19 protein-coding genes and 1 other annotated feature (1 of these 20 only partly in view) are annotated in these 17595 nt (G+C 28.1%); of the genes, 4 read left to right on the top strand and 15 right to left on the bottom strand.

All coding sequences use genetic code 11. The features are described from left to right. Positions 1–13: 13 nt before the first annotated feature. From ACTG45_RS06705 to ACTG45_RS06680, 6 genes are all read right to left on the bottom strand, one after another. Positions 14–454, bottom strand: coding sequence for a MarR family winged helix-turn-helix transcriptional regulator (locus tag ACTG45_RS06705; RefSeq protein WP_479918411.1), 441 nt, complete (start codon positions 452–454; stop codon positions 14–16). Positions 455–702: 248 nt separating this feature from the next. Then, positions 703–1137: a GerW family sporulation protein gene (gene ytfJ, locus ACTG45_RS06700; RefSeq protein ID WP_479920035.1), complete on the bottom strand. Its 435-nt coding sequence runs from the start codon at positions 1135–1137 to the stop codon at positions 703–705. Then, complete coding sequence (locus tag ACTG45_RS06695) at positions 1091–1723, bottom strand: DUF2953 domain-containing protein (protein WP_021384013.1); 633 nt, start codon at positions 1721–1723, stop codon at positions 1091–1093. Before ACTG45_RS06695 ends, ytfJ begins: the two co-directional genes overlap by 47 nt. Positions 1724–1913: 190 nt before the next feature. Continuing rightward, positions 1914–2453, bottom strand: a complete 540-nt coding sequence (scpB, locus tag ACTG45_RS06690; RefSeq protein WP_021384030.1) for an SMC-Scp complex subunit ScpB — start codon at positions 2451–2453, stop codon at positions 1914–1916. 1 nt (position 2454) lies between these two features. Then, positions 2455–3174: a segregation and condensation protein A gene (locus tag ACTG45_RS06685; protein ID WP_479918409.1), complete on the bottom strand. Its 720-nt coding sequence runs from the start codon at positions 3172–3174 to the stop codon at positions 2455–2457. Between the two features lie 30 nt (positions 3175–3204). Then, entirely contained in the window at positions 3205–3801 is a 597-nt protein-coding gene (locus ACTG45_RS06680; protein ID WP_021384047.1) for a site-2 protease family protein, read from the bottom strand. Between the two features lie 259 nt (positions 3802–4060). Between ACTG45_RS06680 and ACTG45_RS06675 the strand changes: the two genes are divergently transcribed. The 3 genes from ACTG45_RS06675 to ACTG45_RS06665 all read left to right on the top strand — a co-directional run bounded on the left by ACTG45_RS06675 (position 4061) and on the right by ACTG45_RS06665 (position 5975). Beyond that, positions 4061–4555 (top strand): N-acetyltransferase family protein, encoded by a 495-nt coding sequence (locus tag ACTG45_RS06675; protein WP_479920034.1) that lies wholly within the window; start codon positions 4061–4063, stop codon positions 4553–4555. A gap of 140 nt (positions 4556–4695) precedes the next feature. Continuing rightward, positions 4696–5532, top strand: coding sequence for an AraC family ligand binding domain-containing protein (locus ACTG45_RS06670; protein WP_021384016.1), 837 nt, complete (start codon positions 4696–4698; stop codon positions 5530–5532). A gap of 20 nt (positions 5533–5552) precedes the next feature. Further along, entirely contained in the window at positions 5553–5975 is a 423-nt protein-coding gene (locus ACTG45_RS06665; protein WP_479920033.1) for a DUF2000 domain-containing protein, read from the top strand. Positions 5976–6139: 164 nt separating this feature from the next. On the opposite strand, the gene ACTG45_RS06660 is transcribed toward ACTG45_RS06665, so the two are convergent. The 3 genes from ACTG45_RS06660 to ACTG45_RS06650 form a co-directional block, all read right to left on the bottom strand. Further along, positions 6140–7303: a D-alanyl-D-alanine carboxypeptidase family protein gene (locus ACTG45_RS06660; protein ID WP_021384057.1), complete on the bottom strand. Its 1164-nt coding sequence runs from the start codon at positions 7301–7303 to the stop codon at positions 6140–6142. Positions 7304–7356: 53 nt separating this feature from the next. Then, positions 7357–7557, bottom strand: coding sequence for a CD1290 family small acid-soluble spore protein (locus tag ACTG45_RS06655; RefSeq protein ID WP_021384062.1), 201 nt, complete (start codon positions 7555–7557; stop codon positions 7357–7359). A 209-nt stretch (positions 7558–7766) separates the two neighbouring features. After that, complete coding sequence (locus ACTG45_RS06650; RefSeq protein ID WP_079746946.1) at positions 7767–9443, bottom strand: ribonuclease J; 1677 nt, start codon at positions 9441–9443, stop codon at positions 7767–7769. 216 nt (positions 9444–9659) lie between these two features. On the opposite strand from ACTG45_RS06650, the gene ACTG45_RS06645 reads away from it, so the two are divergent. Beyond that, complete coding sequence (locus ACTG45_RS06645; protein WP_479920032.1) at positions 9660–10397, top strand: metal-dependent hydrolase; 738 nt, start codon at positions 9660–9662, stop codon at positions 10395–10397. 116 nt (positions 10398–10513) lie between these two features. Here ACTG45_RS06645 and ACTG45_RS06640 read toward each other — a convergent pair whose 3' ends face one another. From ACTG45_RS06640 to alaS, 6 genes are all read right to left on the bottom strand, one after another. Beyond that, the gene (locus ACTG45_RS06640) at positions 10514–10972 is read right to left on the bottom strand and encodes a Fur family transcriptional regulator (protein ID WP_021384065.1); all 459 of its coding nucleotides are present in this window, start codon (positions 10970–10972) and stop codon (positions 10514–10516) included. Positions 10973–11254: 282 nt separating this feature from the next. Beyond that, the gene (locus ACTG45_RS06635) at positions 11255–11542 is read right to left on the bottom strand and encodes a DUF1292 domain-containing protein (RefSeq protein WP_021384007.1); all 288 of its coding nucleotides are present in this window, start codon (positions 11540–11542) and stop codon (positions 11255–11257) included. Positions 11543–11619: 77 nt separating this feature from the next. Next, positions 11620–12045, bottom strand: coding sequence for a Holliday junction resolvase RuvX (ruvX, locus tag ACTG45_RS06630; RefSeq protein WP_021384054.1), 426 nt, complete (start codon positions 12043–12045; stop codon positions 11620–11622). 153 nt (positions 12046–12198) lie between these two features. Beyond that, the gene (locus ACTG45_RS06625; RefSeq protein ID WP_479918405.1) at positions 12199–14370 is read right to left on the bottom strand and encodes a hypothetical protein; all 2172 of its coding nucleotides are present in this window, start codon (positions 14368–14370) and stop codon (positions 12199–12201) included. 9 nt (positions 14371–14379) lie between these two features. Beyond that, the gene (locus tag ACTG45_RS06620; RefSeq protein WP_003419418.1) at positions 14380–14637 is read right to left on the bottom strand and encodes an IreB family regulatory phosphoprotein; all 258 of its coding nucleotides are present in this window, start codon (positions 14635–14637) and stop codon (positions 14380–14382) included. 24 nt (positions 14638–14661) lie between these two features. After that, entirely contained in the window at positions 14662–17301 is a 2640-nt protein-coding gene (alaS, locus tag ACTG45_RS06615) for an alanine--tRNA ligase (RefSeq protein WP_479918404.1), read from the bottom strand. Between the two features lie 67 nt (positions 17302–17368). Beyond that, positions 17369–17595 (bottom strand) — a binding site (T-box leader); it runs 13 nt beyond the window's last position.

Genomic DNA, 17595 nt, shown 5'->3' with positions numbered 1-17595 from the left:
TAAATTCTCCTTTTTAAAATAATTGTTCTATTATGTTTTTGGATTCTTCTAAAGAAGAAAATAATTTATCTTTATTATCTATATCTAAGCAATCCATTTTATCACTTATTATAGAAACAAACTTTAATATTTCATCATCTAATATCTTTTCTCCATTTTTAGTTATGCCATAAAATGTATTTCGTCTATCTCTACTATCTTCTTCCCTATACACATAATCTTGCTCAACCAATTTATTAAGTAGTATACATAAACTAGAAGTAGATACATGCAAATCTCTACTTAAATTTTTAAGTTCTATTTTATCATGTTTTCTTATTTTTACTAAAGCAAAAAATTGTCTTTCTGTAAGCATCTTGCTTTTTTTATATCTTTCATTATTAATAATTTTTATTAAATTATGAAAGTTATTCATACTTTCTAACAACAAAATAGATAACTCTTTATCGTTCATAACACTCACCTCAAAACTAATGATTTATAACTCCCTCTTATATCCTCAAATACGTTTATATATCTATAACATAATACTTTCTTTTCTTTTTATAATTATACTATATATCAACTTTATTATCTATTTAAATTGTTTTAAACTAAAATCTTACTAAAGATAAACGTTTAAATTACACAGCAAAATAGTGGGATTTATACTAATCCCACTACTTTATTTGTAAGCACATCTATATTTGTAAATATTTTATCTTATTTTTGCATATTGTTTTTATCTTGATTTTTATTGCTTTGAGATATATTTTGAATTTTCTCCAATACTCTAGGAGTTATAGATAATATATTATCTACAAGATTAATGTTACTATCTAAACTCATTATTCTAGTCTCTCCACTTTCAACAACTACAAATGCTACTGGTTGCACAGATATAGCACCTGCGCTACCTCCAGCAAAATTTGTATCTGCTTTTTCATTTTTTGATTCAATTTCTTTATCTTTCTCATCATATCCTTTTGAGTATTCTCCTCCTCCTATACCAAATCCAATCGTAACCTTTGATATAGGTACAACTACTGTAGTATCTGTTTTTATAGGGTCTCCTATAATAGTATTTGCATCTATAGAACCTTTAATTGTTTCAAGAGTTGTTTCCATAAGACTTTGTATCGAACCTGTTGCTCTCATTACTATCACCTTCCTTATAATTTCCTTTATTCTTATTCATAATTTTATTAATCATTATTATAGTGCGAAATAAATCTTTTATTCTTGACCTTATATGTATCCTTATATTTCCCAAAACATAATCTTTTGTAAAATCCGGATTTACATTTAAATACATTTTTTCTGCATCAATTATATTAAATAAATTTCCATATAGCGTATTTATTAATACATACACAGAAGATGTTAAGCCGATATTTTCAGTTCCAAAATTAATATTTGAATAAAGTTCATGTATTTTTATTTTTTTTAATAGTCTATAAACGCTTAAAAGGTCATCAGCTAATAATATACTTGAATCTATATTATTCTTCATCCCTTCTTTTTTATCATTATTTTTACTATTTTCAGCTGGATAAAGTTGTCTATTTATATTTATTAAATTAAACATGTATTTTATATTAATTGTTAGAAGAATATCGTTGTTATTTATATCAGCTATTAATAAGATGTTTATATGTGACATTAAAATCAATATAAGTATACTTATTATAAAAATTATAGCTATTATTAAATACTTAAAATTAAATAATTCATTAAACTCCATGTTTATATTATCATCAAAAAATTACTATTTATACTTAATTATCCATATTTATTTCGATATAATTCTAATTTTGTATTTACATAAAAAAACACAATAACTTAGAGCCTTTTAAATCCTTAAAAATTTAAAATTGCAAACTAAATCATTGTGTTTTTTAATTTTAATACTATCACTATACATATATAACATTTTATTCATTTGTCGCTACTTCTTGATAATTTTCTATAGGAGGTAACTCTTCAAGAGTTTCTATATTCAATAATTTTAAAAATTCATCCGTTGTTTTATAAATTATCGGTTTGCCTATCTTGTTAAGCCTCCCAGCCTCTCTTATAAGCTCATTTTCAAATAAAGTTTGTAGTACCTTATCACATTTTACTCCTCTTATATCTTCTATCTCCACTTTTGTTATTGGTTGTTTATAAGCAATTATAGTAAGAGTTTCTAATGTAGCTTGACTCAAACTTTTCTTTTTCTTTGGTTCAATAATCTTCTTTATATATTCTGCATAATCTTTATTTGTACACATTTGGTATTTGTTTTCTAACTTAATTATCTGGATACCTCTATTTTTTTCTCTATATTCCTCAATAAGTGAATTTAACATAATCTCTATCTCTTTTGATGAAAGTTCTTCATTTATTATATAGTTTAATTCTTTTATACTTATTGGTTCTCCATATGCAAACATAACAGATTCTATAATATACTTTATATCTTCTCTTTTCATTTTAACACTCCGAACTTTTTCTTATTAGAATATCGTCAAAAAATATATCCTGCACTACTACTATTTCTTTTTCTTTTATTAGCTCTAATATAGATAAAAATGTAGCAATTATTTCATCATTTTCATATGATTTTATGATATTTGTAAAAGTAACTTCAATCTTCTCTTTTATAATATCTCTTATATATAATATTTTTTCTTCTACAGATATTATCTTCTTCCTTACTATTTTATCTAGTTTCTCATCATTAGAATTTTCAATTTGTGATGTTTTAACTTTAAATATGTATGGAAGTATATTTTTTATTGCTTCTATTGATATATCTTCTAAATCTACATTATCATCAATAATTATTTCTTCTTTATTTCTATAAAATCTCTCATTGACACAAGCTACATTTTCTTTTATATCTTGTGATGCTATCTTGAACTTTCTATATTCTTCTAATTTTTCCATAAGTTCTATCCTTGGGTCTTCTTCTTCATCCTTTTGTTTATAAAGTAGATATTTGGATTTTATCTCTAGGAGTTTTGATGCCATAGTTATAAATTCACTAGTTATTTCTAAGTCCATTTTATCTAATAATTTCAGATAATTTAAATACTGCTTAGTTATATCTATTATAGATATATCCTTTATGTCTATCTTATGTTTTGTTATTAAATCATACAGTAAATCTAATGGCCCCTCATAGACTTGCAATTGTATATTATACTTCATATCAATCCCTCTTTAATCTATTTATTTGTATTAAACAAATAAATATACTATTTTTAGTAACACAGCATATATTGGTGTTAATATTATTCTATATATACCAGTAAATAAAGCAATTAATAAAATTATATAACTCATACTTTCAAATTTATACACATATTCATTCCATTTATATGGTACAAATGTAGATATTACTCCCCATCCATCAAGTGGTGGTATTGGAAGTAAATTAAAAGCGGCAAATCCAATACTATATAAAAACACGTATTCAGCTATTGTGTTTATCGCATACATATGCACATACTTATTTATAATTACACAAAGTATGGCGGTCAAAAGATTACAAAAAACACCTGCAAGTGAAACTATCAGATTTCCTATCTTGTAGTTTTTAAAGTTATTTGGGTTTACTGGTACTGGTTTTGCCCATCCTATTCTAAGAATAAACATAGCCAAAAGACCAATTGGGTCAACATGTCTTACAGGATTTAATGTCATTCTACCATAAGATTTAGCTGTATCATCTCCCAATAAGTGAGCTGAATAAGCATGGCCAAACTCATGTATTGATATTGCCATAGCTATACCAACTAAACTTGCTACTATTTCTCCTATATTCATACTTAACATTAATGTACATCTCCTAAATTAAATTTTTAATATTATTATAACAATTAAATAACTTATAAGCAAAATTATTTTATATTATAATGATTTTAGCATATAGACATAAAATTAAAATTCACTTTTTATTTTATAACTTTTATTATTATATCATATTCACTGTAAAAATATAATAATTACACCTATTGTAAATACAATATTATGTTGACATGAATTGACATTATTGTTATTTTATTTATGTATAACTAATGAAAGGAGCACTAAAATGAACAATCTTGTGGAAAAAAATGAACTTAAATTTAGATATGCAGTTGAATCAGATACACATCTTATTCTAAATTTCATAAAGGAACTTGCTTCTTATGAGAATCTGCTAGATGAAGTTGTTGCTACAGAAGAAATACTCAATGAATGGCTATTTGTAAAGAAAAAAGCTGAGGTTCTGATTGGTGAATATGATAATAAAGCTATAGGCTTCGCTCTATTTTTTCATAATTTTTCGACGTTTCTTGGTCGTGCAGGAATTTATTTAGAAGACTTATATGTTAAGCCAGAGTTTCGTGGCAAAGGACATGGTAAAGCATTTTTAAAAAAATTAGCAAGCATCGCCATAGAACGTGGATGTGGTCGTTTGGAGTGGTGGTGCCTAGATTGGAACAAACCAAGTATAGATTTTTACATATCAATGGGTGCAGAGCCAATGAAAGATTGGACAGTATATAGAATTGCTGGAGATACACTTAATAATTTAGCAAAATAAATTACATATAAATAAAAATAGCAACTAAAATAGATAAAGTTGCTATTTTTTTATTCATATTTAGATTTTAGTCAATATCATACAAGAACTACAAAAAAATATGTGTTACACTTTGTATAATGTGAAGGGAGGTTACTTAAGTGAAACAAGAAGAACGCACAGTATGTTTTGATAAAGAATTGAAAGTCGAAGCATATAGATTTAAAGGTATAATGCAAAAATTCCCAAACCATTTTCATGAACATTATGTAATTGGTTTTATAGAAAAAGGTCAAAGATATTTATCTTGTAAAAATAAAGAGTATACTACCAGTACTGGGGATTTACTACTTTTTAACCCTTTTGATAGTCATACTTGTGAACAAATAGATAACAAAGTACTCGATTACAGATGTATAAATATTAAGCCAGAAATAATGAAAAAAACTGTATTTGAAATTACGGGTGAAAATTATTTACCTAAGTTTAATCAATCTGTAATATTTCGTAGTGAGCTAGTACCTCTACTACAAGAATTACATCATATAATCATGGAAGAAGAACTAGATTTTAAAAAAGAGGAACTTTTTTTCTTTCTAATTGAACAATTAATTGAAGAATATACAGAACCAAATCTGCAATTTAACTTAGAGAAAACAAGTATAGAAATCCAAGCAGTCTGTGACTATTTAGAAAACAATTATGCTGAACATATATTGCTTGATGAATTAAGTACTATAGCAGGAATGAATAAATACTCATTACTTCGCAACTTTACAAAATTAAAAGGTATTACACCATATAGATACTTAGAAAATATACGAGTAAATAAGGCTAAGAGACTTTTGGAAAAAGGGGTAGAACCTATAGATGCTGCCATACAGACAGGATTTGTAGACCAAAGTCACTTTACAAATTTCTTTAAGAACTTTATTGGTCTTACACCAAAGCAGTATCAAAACATATTTATAAACAATGACAAAAACAACTTTAAATAAAACGAAAAGGGGAATTAAAAATGGAAACTAAAAATTCAAAATGTGTTATGGTAATAGATGAAAATTTACCAATGGGAATTATATCAAATACAGCAGCTATAATGGGAATCACACTAGGAAAATATGCACCAGAAACTGTTGGTTCAGATGTGATTGATAAAACAGGAAATAGTCACTTAGGAATAGTCGAACTTCCTGTACCTATTTTAAAAGGAAACAAAGAACTTATAAAAGATTTACGTAAAAAACTATATAGTACTGACTTTGAAGAACTAACTGTTGTAGATTTTTCAGATATTGCACAAAGCTGTAATGTTTATGATGAGTTTATTCAAAGAATTGCTAATGTACCAGAAGATGAACTACAGTATTTTGGTATAGCAATCTATGGAAACAAAAAGAAAGTAAATAAACTTACTGGTAGCATGCCTTTACTTAGATAAATATTAAATAATATTTTAAGTTTTATATATTTTTCTAACTCTCTATAAAAAACATAAAATTATAAAATCCTTCTATAAACAATAAATAAAAATACCCCTATAGTAAATAATTCTATACGGGTATTTTTTATGTGGATTATGGTTGTATATCATTTGGTAATTATTTATATCATATTATCAATTATTCTTTGAAGCATTTGTAGATAGCTTGCCTTATTTATATCTTTAGTATTTATTAATTCCACTTCGCCTATTACTTTTTTATCCTTACATATCTTTATCTTTCCTAAAACAGTTCCTTTTTTAATTGGCATTTTAGGATTTTTTACTATTTCAATTTTCTTCTCAAATTCTTTAGAACTTCCTTTTTTGATAAGAGCATTTAAATCTTCCTTAGCAACTAATTTAACTTTGTTTTCATCAGCCTTATCCAATGTAAGTGTTGCTATATTATCTCCTTTACTGCATAGCTTAACGCTTTCATAATTAGCAAACCCATAGTTCAAAAGACTAGACGCATCGTTAAATCTTTCTGGAGAAGTCTCTGCTCCCAAAGTTGCTGCAACCAGATGAGTATTACCTCTCTTTGCAGCTGCTGATAAACAGTATTTTGCTTCTTGAGTAAATCCAGTTTTAACACCAGTTGCTCCTTGATAATGCTTTATAAGTTTATTAGTATTTGCAAGACCTACTGTAACTTGTTTTTTTCCTACTACAACTTTATCCATCCATGTAGTTAAGTATTTACTTATCATTTCATGCTTTAACAGTTCTCTAGACATTAAAGCTATATCATGAGCAGATGTATAGTGATTTGCAACTGGAAGTCCATTTGTATTTGCAAAATGAGTATCATTCATATTTAACTCTTTTGCTTTAGCATTCATTCTATCAACAAATCCTTCAACACTTCCAGCTAAATGTTCAGCCATAGCAACACAGGCATCATTTGCTGAAGCAACAGCTATACCTTTTAATAATGTATCAACCTTTTGAGTTTCTCCTGGCTCTAAGAATATTTGACTACCACCCATACTAGATGCAGTTTCACTTACTTGAACTTCATCATCAAGCTTAACCTTACCTGAATCCAAAGCTTCTACGATAAGTAGCATTGTCATTACCTTTGTTACACTTGCAGGAGGAAGCTTTTTATGAGCATCCTTTTCATATAAAATTTGTCCACTGCCAACATCCATCAAAATTGCTGATTTTGAAGATATATTTAGTTGGTTGGCATCAGCATTTTCCTTATTATTTGCAAAAGAAAAGCTTAAAGGAGTAAACGCAAGTAATATAGCCAAAGCAGTACTAGCTAATTTTTTCATCGATGTCACCTCTTAAAGTTTATTTAAACTTATTTTCTCACATTTAACTTTTTTTATTCTAAATGCCTAGATATACCTTGACCTAAATTTTTTTTCTTCTCAAGCTTTTTAAAATAACCTTCTAAAACACCTTTATTAGATGCATTTTCTATTATTTCAAAAGCATCTTCATAATTCATTCCATATTCTCCTGCTATTTCCATTTTAGTTTGTTTCAAAGCTTTTATAGCATTTTGTCTTGAAATATTATCCATAAGAATCCTCCTATTAGTAAAATTTATATATAATTAGTTTTTACTAATAAAAGATTGTTATAATTGGTATTTTATGTAATATGTATATATTTTCAACATGATAAATTAAAAAGACCCCTTATAATTCTTAAGATAGTATCAATTGGATTTTTGATATTATTTTAAAAATTATAAGAGGTCTAATTTTCAATTTTATAGTTTTTTATATATTACACTTCCATTATTATAGGAAGTATCATTGGATTTCGTTTAGTTTTTTGATATAAATATTCTTTTAAGTTTTCTTTGATATTATTCTTTAAATAAGCCCACTCTTTAATATTTTTCTCTTCACATTCATTTAGGACATTCTTGATTATATCTTTTGCTCCATCCATTAAATCTTCTGACTCTCTTACATATACAAAGCCTCTAGAAATTATGTCTGGACCTGCCAAAACTTTACCTTCATCCTTAGAAATAGTCACTACAACTATCATAAGACCATCTTCTGATAAATGCTTTCTATCTCTTAAGACTATATTACCTACATCGCCCACACCTAATCCATCGACTAGTATGTTTCCTGTTTGTATACGATTTGCTACTTTAGCAGAATTCTTATCTAATTCCAAAACATCTCCTGTTTGCATGACAAAAATATTTTCTTTGTCCATACCAAGTTGTTCAGCTATTTCAGCATGTCTTTTTAACATTCTATATTCACCATGAGCTGGCATAAAAAACTTAGGTCTAACTAATGCATGTATCAATTTTAATTCTTCCTGACAGGCATGTCCAGAAACGTGTATATCAGCTATATCGCTATAAACTACTTCTGCTCCCTTTTCAAATAAGAAATTGATTACTCTTGATATTAATTTTTCATTTCCTGGTATTGGATGAGCAGATATTATAACTAAATCGCCACTCTTTATCTCTACTTTTTTGTGCTCTGAAAAAGCCATTCTAGCAAGAGCTGACATAGGTTCACCTTGTGAACCAGTTGTTATTATCACTAATTCACTATCTTCATATTTGCATATATCATTTAAATCTATAAGCATATCATCAGAAATATCTAGATATCCTAATTCTTTTGCAACTCCAACTACATTGACCATTGAGCGACCTGATATAGCAACTTTTCTATTAAACTTTTCAGCTGTATTTATTATTTGTTGTAATCTGTGTATGTTGGATGCAAACGTAGCAACTATAATCCTTCTGCCATTTCCTTTTGCAAATAATTCATCAAGACCTACTCCAACAGTCTTTTCAGACATAGTAAATCCTGGTTTTTCTGCATTAGTACTATCAGCTAGCATTAAAAGAACTCCTTTTTTGCTTAACTCACAGAGTCTATGCATATCCATAACATCACCATCAATAGGAGTCAAATCAATCTTAAAGTCTCCTGTATGGTATATTATACCTTGGTCTGTGTGTACTGCAATAGAGTAAGCATCTGGTATACTATGATTATTTTTCAAAAACTCTACTTCCATGTTATCAAGTTTTATAACTTGTCTTGGAGTTATGACATTTAACTTAACATTATTCATCTTATGTTCTTTAAGTTTCACTTGTATAAGACCTATACTAAGTCTTGCTCCATACACAGGCACATTTATTTTCTTTAATATATATGGAAGAGCCCCTATATGGTCTTCATGTCCATGTGTAATAAATATACCCTTTATTTTATCCCTATTTTTGACTAAATAAGTTATATCTGGTATAACTATATCTACCCCTAACATTTCATCTTCTGGAAAACTAAGTCCAGCATCTATAACAATTATTTCATCTTTATACTCAACAACAGTCATATTTTTTCCAACTTCGTTAAGTCCACCTAAGGCCATTACCTTTATCTTGTTGGTGTTCTTTTTGAACAATTGCATCATCTCCTTCTGTCTATTTAATTTTTTAACACGTTCTACAATCCTAAATAATATCAAATCACGCACTCGCTACCAGTTATTCTTATTGTACCATAATTCGTATCATATTTTAAGCTATATTTAAAATACATTTAACGTATTATTTTGACAAACCTATTTTATTTTGATATCCTCTAAATATTATATAATTTAATATCGGATATTTTAGGAGGATTTATGCGTGGTAAAACTCATTGTGCAATAGGAATCTTAACAGCTATCCAAACGTCTTTGATATTTAAAATTCCTATATCTTTAGTTGACATTTTAGTTTCAGCTACTTTCGCTGTACTGCCCGATTTGGATAAATCTAATTCTATGCTCTCAAATTTTATTCTAAAAAACAATATATCCAAATACATATATAGAATTTTTATATATGCTGTTAATATTATTATTTTCTTTATTTCAATAAATATAAATGATAATTTTTATTTAAGTGCAATAATTACATTTATTGCAATTATAATTATTGAAGCAAAACTAACCCACACGTTTCTTAGAAAAGTTTTTCTATCATTAATATTTATACTATTAGCTATATGCTTATACATCATAGAAGTTGAAATATATTTTACAATTTTTTGTCTAATGTTGTCAATTTTCCCCTGGTTGAAGCACAGAAGTTTTTCTCATAGCATATTTGCAACTATAATAATATATTTTTTACTAAAACAGATAGAATTAATCACTAGTATTAATAATTTATCTTTTTATGGGACACTTGGTTATGCAAGTCATATGTTTTTAGGAGATTTATTTACAAAACAAGGAATACCAATTTTTTATCCGTTAAGCGAGAAAAAAATTTCTTTAGGTTTTTTAACAGTTGGAGGTCCCTTTAGTAATTTTATAGAAAAATCATTCATTTTCATACTTATAGGATTAATTATATTTTCGATATTAAAACTATAAACACTTTGAAAATTATATATTTATATCTTATAACTGATTTATAATAAAAAATGGAAGAATAGCATAGAATATAAAAGTTCTATACTATTCTTCCATTGACATTAAGCAATAGAAGGTTATTCTTCTGAGTCGCTTATTCCATTACACTCATCACATAGTCCATAAAATTTAACATCATGATCAAGTATTTTAAATTTGTACAATGATTGTATCTCTTTTTCTATATTGTCTAAAAGGTCTTCTTTAGCTTCCATTATCTTTCCACAATTTTTACAAATAAGATGATGATGATTATGACAGTCTTCTTTATGTAGACTAATCTCATATCTTATACATCCATCGTCTAAGTTTAGTTTTGATATTAATCCTATTTCATCTAACAACTGCATTGTTCTATATACAGTAGCTAAACCTATCTCAGGACAGTCAACCCTAACTAAATCATAGATTTCTTCACTACTTAGATGTGAATGGTCATGTTTAAGCAATATTTCAACTATTGCTCTTCTTTGTGGCGTAATCTTAAAACCAGTTTCTTTTAACTTGTCTTTTAATAAATCCATTGTGTTTGCCATAACATCACCCTTACTATTTTCAATTGATAATCTTTATTAAATAATATTGTAATTGATAATTCATTTTTTGTCAAGACATTTGAAAAAATTTAATTTATTCTCACAATATAAATATATACCCATAAAAGATATATTATTCACCAAAATCTATAATTTTTTTAATATTTTTAATAAAAAATAAAAAAACAGATACATACTACAAATGCTTTTTATAATTAATAAATCTTAATTATAGCAAATATAATAAATATCTGAATTTTTATATCAAACTTAATTCTTTATCTAGTTAAGTCCATTTGAGTCATCTTCATCGTAATTTAAACCTTCTTCTTCCATTATAGCAGTATATACAGCTACAACAGTTTCGTACTCTTCATCACTTTCTAAAGGTATTAATATTTCACCTTCTTCGTCTTCATCAATTCTGAAGATTAAAGCTTCTTCAGCCTCTTCATCATCTAAAGGCATTAATATTGCATATTCTTTTCCTTCTGCTTCTAATGTTAATATTATTTCAAATTGGCTTTCAACGCCATTTTCGTCTATTAAATTTATTATATTTTCTTCCATAATGTCATTCACCTCAAATTTATTTTTATTTTTATTATTTATATTATATATCATAAGTATTCAATTTTATAGCTCTTTTATGAATTTATTTTAAAATCTAAATATCCTTGCAAAATTATTACTGCAGCTAACATATCTATAACCTTTTTTCTTTTTTGTCTACTTACATCTGCCTCTAATAGAGATCTTTCTGCTGCTACTGTAGAAAGTCTCTCATCCCAAAAATCTACATCAAGACCAGTTTCTTCTTTTACTAACTCACAAAACTTGATTACTTTTTCTCCTTGTGGACCTAGAGTTCCATTCATATTTTTTGGCAATCCTGATACAATTTTATTTACTTGCTTTTCTTTTATTATTGCTTTTATTTCTTCAATATCTTTTTTCTTACCAACTCTTCTTATTGTTTTTACACCTTGTGCAGTTAATCCCATTAAATCACTCACAGCAACTCCAATAGTTTTATCACCAACATCAAGCCCCATTATTCTTCCGTCTAACATATTGCCTCCTCTGTTTATTTATATTCTACAAGTTAAATACATATTATCAATCATAAAAATTGCAATATGATTTTTCGATGTAAACTGTTCAGTTTACATTAGTAATCATATTGCATTTTTTATTTAAATAGTATATAAACAGTAAAAAATTCTTTAGTTATTTTTTTCAAATATTATCATATTTATACTTATTATTATAAGTGGTATAAGTATATATATAGATGCTGTAGATGCCGCAACTATACCAGAATCGTTAACTAAAAGAGTAATTATACAACCAACCATAGATGCAATAAAACCTTTAAATAAGATTGGGAAGTTGTTCATTATCTTCCTAAAGTGTCTAGATGGCTTGAATATAAGTACTGCAATTACTCCAATTCCTACAAGTAAAATATTTACCCATACACTTGTCTGTGCTAATTGCATATTCATTTGAATTTTTCTTCCAAATGTCTGTAATATCTCTCCTGGCCCATTTAGGAAAATTCGCTGTACAAACATACCTAAATGAGATTCACTACCTGAAACTATATCTAAAGCTGCAAATGCACAAACGACAACCACAGCTGAAATAGCCAGTAATAGGACTTTCTTAAAGTCTAATTTAATATCATATATAAGCATTATAAACAACAAATATGCTACACATTCTGATATAGCTCCACCAACATTTGCCCCCATTGAAGGATATGCACTAGTTATAAGTATTATTAATGAAAAAATTACAACAAGTGCTTTAGAGACCTTCTTATAATGTAATAGTACTGCTAAACCAAATACTGCACTTGCTATAGTTACACCTTCATATTCATTTCCTACTCCATAGTATCTAGCTCCAATAACAGCATCATAACTCATTATGTTATTTTGCATTAAATATGTTCCAAATACAGAATCTATAACTATGACCAAAATAGTAAGTGTCGCAAAAAATCCCATGTGTTTTATATCATTGTCTTTAAATAATTTTCTACCCAGTAAGTATAATATTAATGTAGTAGCAAATATCCCTAGAGATATTGAAAGTGGAGTTTTAAAATTCATCAAAGGAGCTAACATAAATGATAGTGGCATTATTATACCCAATTTTATAAACTCTTTAAGTACTTTGAATACACGCTCTTTATGTGGCATGTGATTTCTAAAGAAAACTGCAAACATTGCAATTACCCAAGAGGCAGATATCACTCCTACAAATCCATTTATAATACTTGACCTTATTGAAGATATAGATACTATCCTTTCATAAAGTGATTTCAGATAACTGGCATTGTCTTCTTTGTTTACCAAAGTGTAACTTCTGCCTACCATCTCTTTATTTTTAAGACCAAATTCATTTAATATATCTACTCCAACATCTAGATTTGCAACAATCCCAGCCTTTCTTGTTGTGGCCGATTCCAATAGACCTTTCCCTTCTCCACTAAATTTTATTATTGGAGAAAGTCTTCTTTTATTTTTATAATCTAAATCGCTTGGGAATGCACTTGATATATAAACAGTGTCATTTTCTCCAACCATAGAAAATACTTGTTCAAGATATTTATTTATATTTTTTACAATGTTTTTCTTCATTGTAGCATAAGTATTATCATTTAGGTTCAATCTATACATATCTAATCTATATGTATCTCCAAGTTCCACAAATATAGCATCGCTATTATTATAAGATTTTTTAGTCTCATCTAGTAACTTATTATAGTCTGTAGACATTCCAAATGGCATTTTAGAATCTTTCTTGTTAATATCATCAATATTACCTGAATCAATTCTTCCATATTGGTCCATAGCAACTAAACATAGATTTCTATTTTTAATTACTTGATTATTTTCAATAATGTCAGAATTTCCAATCACAGATGTCTTTAAACCATTTTCAGATAAAGTTTTCCCTAATGAACCTAAGTTTGCTCCATACTCTCCATACTCAAGATTTTCGTTTATAGATTTATTAATACTTAAATCATTTATTTCTTTAGCCTTTTGACCTGTTGCAACTTCAAAAACTTTAGAAGTATCTTGGTCTACTTTTTGAAAATTGATATAGTCTTCAGTAGTTACACTAGCTCTTGTTCCTGCACCCATACTTGCATAAGACCTTCTATCGTCAGTACCTTGATCCCCTCTTATATTCATGAGAGCTATATAACCTCTCTTTTCTAACTCATTTTTTAAGATTGGAATATTCATCATACTTCCAAGATTAGTCCTATTCATATCAATAAATATAACCTTGCCTTTTTCTTCAGCAAAACTATAGCTGACAGTTGATACAAAAATCATAATGACTACCGCAAACAATGACATAATCTTTTTTCTCATTTATTTGACCTACTTTCTATTCAGATAGTGCGTGATTACTTCTTCAAGTATCTCATCTCTTTCAAATTTTTTAATTATAGCTCTTGCATTTTTATGACTAGTTATATAGCTAGAATCACCAGAAAGGAGATACCCTATAATTTGATTTATAGGGTTATATCCTTTTTCAACTAGTGCTTTATATACAAAATCAATAGTGTCTCCTACACTCATTCTATCCTCTGGTATCCCTTCAAATTTCATAGTGTAGTCTAAATCTTTTTCCAAATTAAAAACCTCCTTAAGTGAATGTTATTTAACTTGTGTCTTAATAACCTCACTTGCATAGCTTAAAGCTTGGTCAACCTTAGATACATCACTAGCTCCTGCTTGTGCCATATTAGGTCTTCCACCACCTTTTCCTCCAGCTATTTTTGCAACTTCTCTAACAATATTACCTGAATGTATTCCCTTGTCTAATACATCTTTAGTGGCAGTAACTACAAAGTTAACTTTATCATCTACTACATTTGCTAGTACCACTACACCAGAACCAAGCTTATCTCTTAGATTATCTGCTGTTTCTCTTAGTGTATCCATGTCCATACCTTCAAATTTATTAGTTATTAAATTAACTCCATTTACTTCAACTTTAGAATCAAAAATAGAATCAGCTGATTGTAAACTCATCTTAGCTTTCATATCATGTAATTCTTTAGATAAATTTTTATTCTCTTCTAATAAAGAGCTTATTCTTTGAATTAAATTATCTTCCTTAGATTTTAAGCTTACACAAACTTCAGAGATAATACCGTCTCTTTCTTTTAGATATTCATAAACAGCTTTTCCTGTTATTGCTTCTATTCTTCTTACACCTGCTGCTACTCCACCTTCAGATAATATCTTGAACATTCCTACTTGAGAAGTATTTGTCAAATGAGTTCCTCCACAAAGTTCTGTAGAATAATCTCCCATAGAAACTACTCTTACCTCATCACCATATTTTTCACCAAATAGTGCTGTAGCTCCTTTTTCTTTAGCTTCCTTTATATTCATAATATCACATTTTATGTCTAAAGACGCTAAAATAACATTATTTACTTTTTCTTCTATTACTTTTAATTCTTCATTTGATATAGCTTCAAAGTGAGTAATATCAAATCTAAGTCTTTCTGGAGTAACTAAAGAACCAGCTTGATTAACATGGTCTCCTAATACTTCTTTTAATGCCTTATGAAGTAAATGCGTAGCACTGTGATTTCTTGCAGCTGCCATTCTAATTTCTCCATCTACCAGTGTCTTCACTTTATCTCCATTGCTTATTTTTCCTGATTTTATTACACCTATATGTTTTATACTATTATTAGCTCCTTTTTTAGTATTTAGTACTTCTACAACTAGGTTTTCATTAGTTATTAATCCACAATCTCCAACTTGTCCTCCACCTTCAGGATAGAAAGTAGTATTGTCTAGTACTATAGATACCTTATCGCCTTCTTTTGCACTTTGAACTAACTCATCGTCTTTAACTATAGCTTCAATAATTCCTTCTCCATATATTTCAGTATATCCATTAAACATACTATCAACTGTAGATTCTAATTTTGATAGAGGGTCTTCCTTCCAACTTTCTCCATCCATATTTCCTCTCGCATTTCTAGCTCTTTCTTTTTGTTTTTCCATTTCTTCATTAAAAGCTTCTTCATCTACAGATAAATGTTCTTCTTCTAAGATTTCTTTAGTCAAGTCTATTGGGAAACCATAAGTATCATATAATTTAAAGGCTTCTTGACCACTTAAAACAGTTTTTCCTTCACTTTTTAATACTTCTATATAAGAATTTAATATTTCTGTTCCTTGGTCTATAGTTTCATTGAATTTTTCTTCTTCTATACCAACTACTTTTTTAATATAGCTTTCTTTTTCAACTAAAACTGGATATGCTTTATCATTTACTTTTATAACTTCATCTATTAGTTTCTGTAAAAATAATTCTTTTACACCTAATAATTTACCATGACGAGCAGCACGTCTAAGAAGTCTTCTAAGAACATATCCTCTTCCTTCATTTGATGGAAGTACTCCATCGCTAACTAAGAACGTTACAGCCCTTATATGGTCAGTTATTATTCTTAGTGATATATCATTTTTTGGATTCTCTCCATATTTTACTCCTGTTAATTTCTCAACTGCTTCTAATATAGACTTAATTGTATCTACTTCAAAGATAGTATCAACTCCTTGCATGATACATCCCATTCTTTCAAGACCCATACCTGTATCTATATTTTTACTTTCTAATAAGCTATAGTTTCCTTCTTCATCTCTATCAAATTGAGTAAATACATGGTTCCAAAATTCCAAATATCTATCACAATCACAGCCTGGTTTACAATCTGGATTATCACATCCATACTCTTCTCCTCTATCGAAATAAATTTCTGAACAAGGACCACAAGGACCTGTACCTATTTCCCAGAAATTATCATCTTTCCCAAGTCTAACCATTCTTTCTTCTGGGAAATTCATTTCTTTTGCCCATATATCATAAGAATCATCATCTTCTTCATATACAGTTACCCAAATCTTATCTTCTGGTATATTTAACCATTCTGTAACAAATTCCCATCCCCATTTAATTGATTCTCTTTTAAAGTAATCTCCAAATGAAAAGTTACCCATCATTTCAAAGAATGTAGCGTGTCTTGCAGTTATACCTACATTTTCTATATCTCCTGTTCTTATACATTTCTGAGATGTACACATTCTTACATTTGGAGGTACTTCTACACCTGAAAAATAGTTTTTCAAAGGTGCCATACCTGAATTTATAAGTAATAAACTCTTGTCATTGTTTGGTACTAAAGAATAACTATTTGCTACATAATGACCTTTTGACTCAAAAAACTCTAAAAACTTACTTCTTATTTCGTTTAATCCCATCTTTTCCATATTATGTTCCTCCTAATAAATTTTATTTTTTCGTTTAAATAAAAAACCTCGTCCCTATAAATAAATTTATAGGGGCGAGGACAATCGCGGTACCACCCTAATTATCATAAAAACTATGATATCTTCGGAAAACCTTAGCTATAACGTAACTACCGTCAATCTCTACTTATATATTCTTTACATAATATAAATTGTTCAAGATTGCTACTAAAAGGCTGCTTCAAATATTGTATTCTAAGGGCTTCCAGCATTTTCCCTCTCTCTGTAAGACATCAAATATTTTACTATTCCTTA

The organism is Clostridioides sp. LIBA-7602, from assembly GCF_056688945.1.
The sequence above is the reverse complement of the archived record's forward strand: the minus strand, read 5'-3'. Positions and strand labels throughout refer to the sequence as shown.

Bases quoted from the DNA above. Each gene is read 5' to 3' on its own strand.
- ACTG45_RS06705 (WP_479918411.1), bottom strand. From the start codon at position 454: ATGAACGATAAAGAGTTATCTATTTTGTTGTTAGAAAGTATGAATAAC.
- ytfJ (WP_479920035.1), bottom strand. From the start codon at position 1,137: ATGAGAGCAACAGGTTCGATACAAAGTCTTATGGAAACAACTCTTGAA.
- ACTG45_RS06695 (WP_021384013.1), bottom strand. From the start codon at position 1,723: ATGGAGTTTAATGAATTATTTAATTTTAAGTATTTAATAATAGCTATA.
- scpB (WP_021384030.1), bottom strand. From the start codon at position 2,453: ATGAAAAGAGAAGATATAAAGTATATTATAGAATCTGTTATGTTTGCA.
- ACTG45_RS06685 (WP_479918409.1), bottom strand. From the start codon at position 3,174: ATGAAGTATAATATACAATTGCAAGTCTATGAGGGGCCATTAGATTTA.
- ACTG45_RS06680 (WP_021384047.1), bottom strand. From the start codon at position 3,801: ATGTTAAGTATGAATATAGGAGAAATAGTAGCAAGTTTAGTTGGTATA.
- ACTG45_RS06675 (WP_479920034.1), top strand. From the start codon at position 4,061: ATGAACAATCTTGTGGAAAAAAATGAACTTAAATTTAGATATGCAGTT.
- ACTG45_RS06665 (WP_479920033.1), top strand. From the start codon at position 5,553: ATGGAAACTAAAAATTCAAAATGTGTTATGGTAATAGATGAAAATTTA.
- ACTG45_RS06660 (WP_021384057.1), bottom strand. From the start codon at position 7,303: ATGAAAAAATTAGCTAGTACTGCTTTGGCTATATTACTTGCGTTTACT.
- ACTG45_RS06655 (WP_021384062.1), bottom strand. From the start codon at position 7,557: ATGGATAATATTTCAAGACAAAATGCTATAAAAGCTTTGAAACAAACT.
- ACTG45_RS06650 (WP_079746946.1), bottom strand. From the start codon at position 9,443: ATGCAATTGTTCAAAAAGAACACCAACAAGATAAAGGTAATGGCCTTA.
- ACTG45_RS06645 (WP_479920032.1), top strand. From the start codon at position 9,660: ATGCGTGGTAAAACTCATTGTGCAATAGGAATCTTAACAGCTATCCAA.
- ACTG45_RS06640 (WP_021384065.1), bottom strand. From the start codon at position 10,972: ATGGCAAACACAATGGATTTATTAAAAGACAAGTTAAAAGAAACTGGT.
- ACTG45_RS06635 (WP_021384007.1), bottom strand. From the start codon at position 11,542: ATGGAAGAAAATATAATAAATTTAATAGACGAAAATGGCGTTGAAAGC.
- ruvX (WP_021384054.1), bottom strand. From the start codon at position 12,045: ATGTTAGACGGAAGAATAATGGGGCTTGATGTTGGTGATAAAACTATT.
- ACTG45_RS06625 (WP_479918405.1), bottom strand. From the start codon at position 14,370: ATGAGAAAAAAGATTATGTCATTGTTTGCGGTAGTCATTATGATTTTT.
- alaS (WP_479918404.1), bottom strand. From the start codon at position 17,301: ATGGAAAAGATGGGATTAAACGAAATAAGAAGTAAGTTTTTAGAGTTT.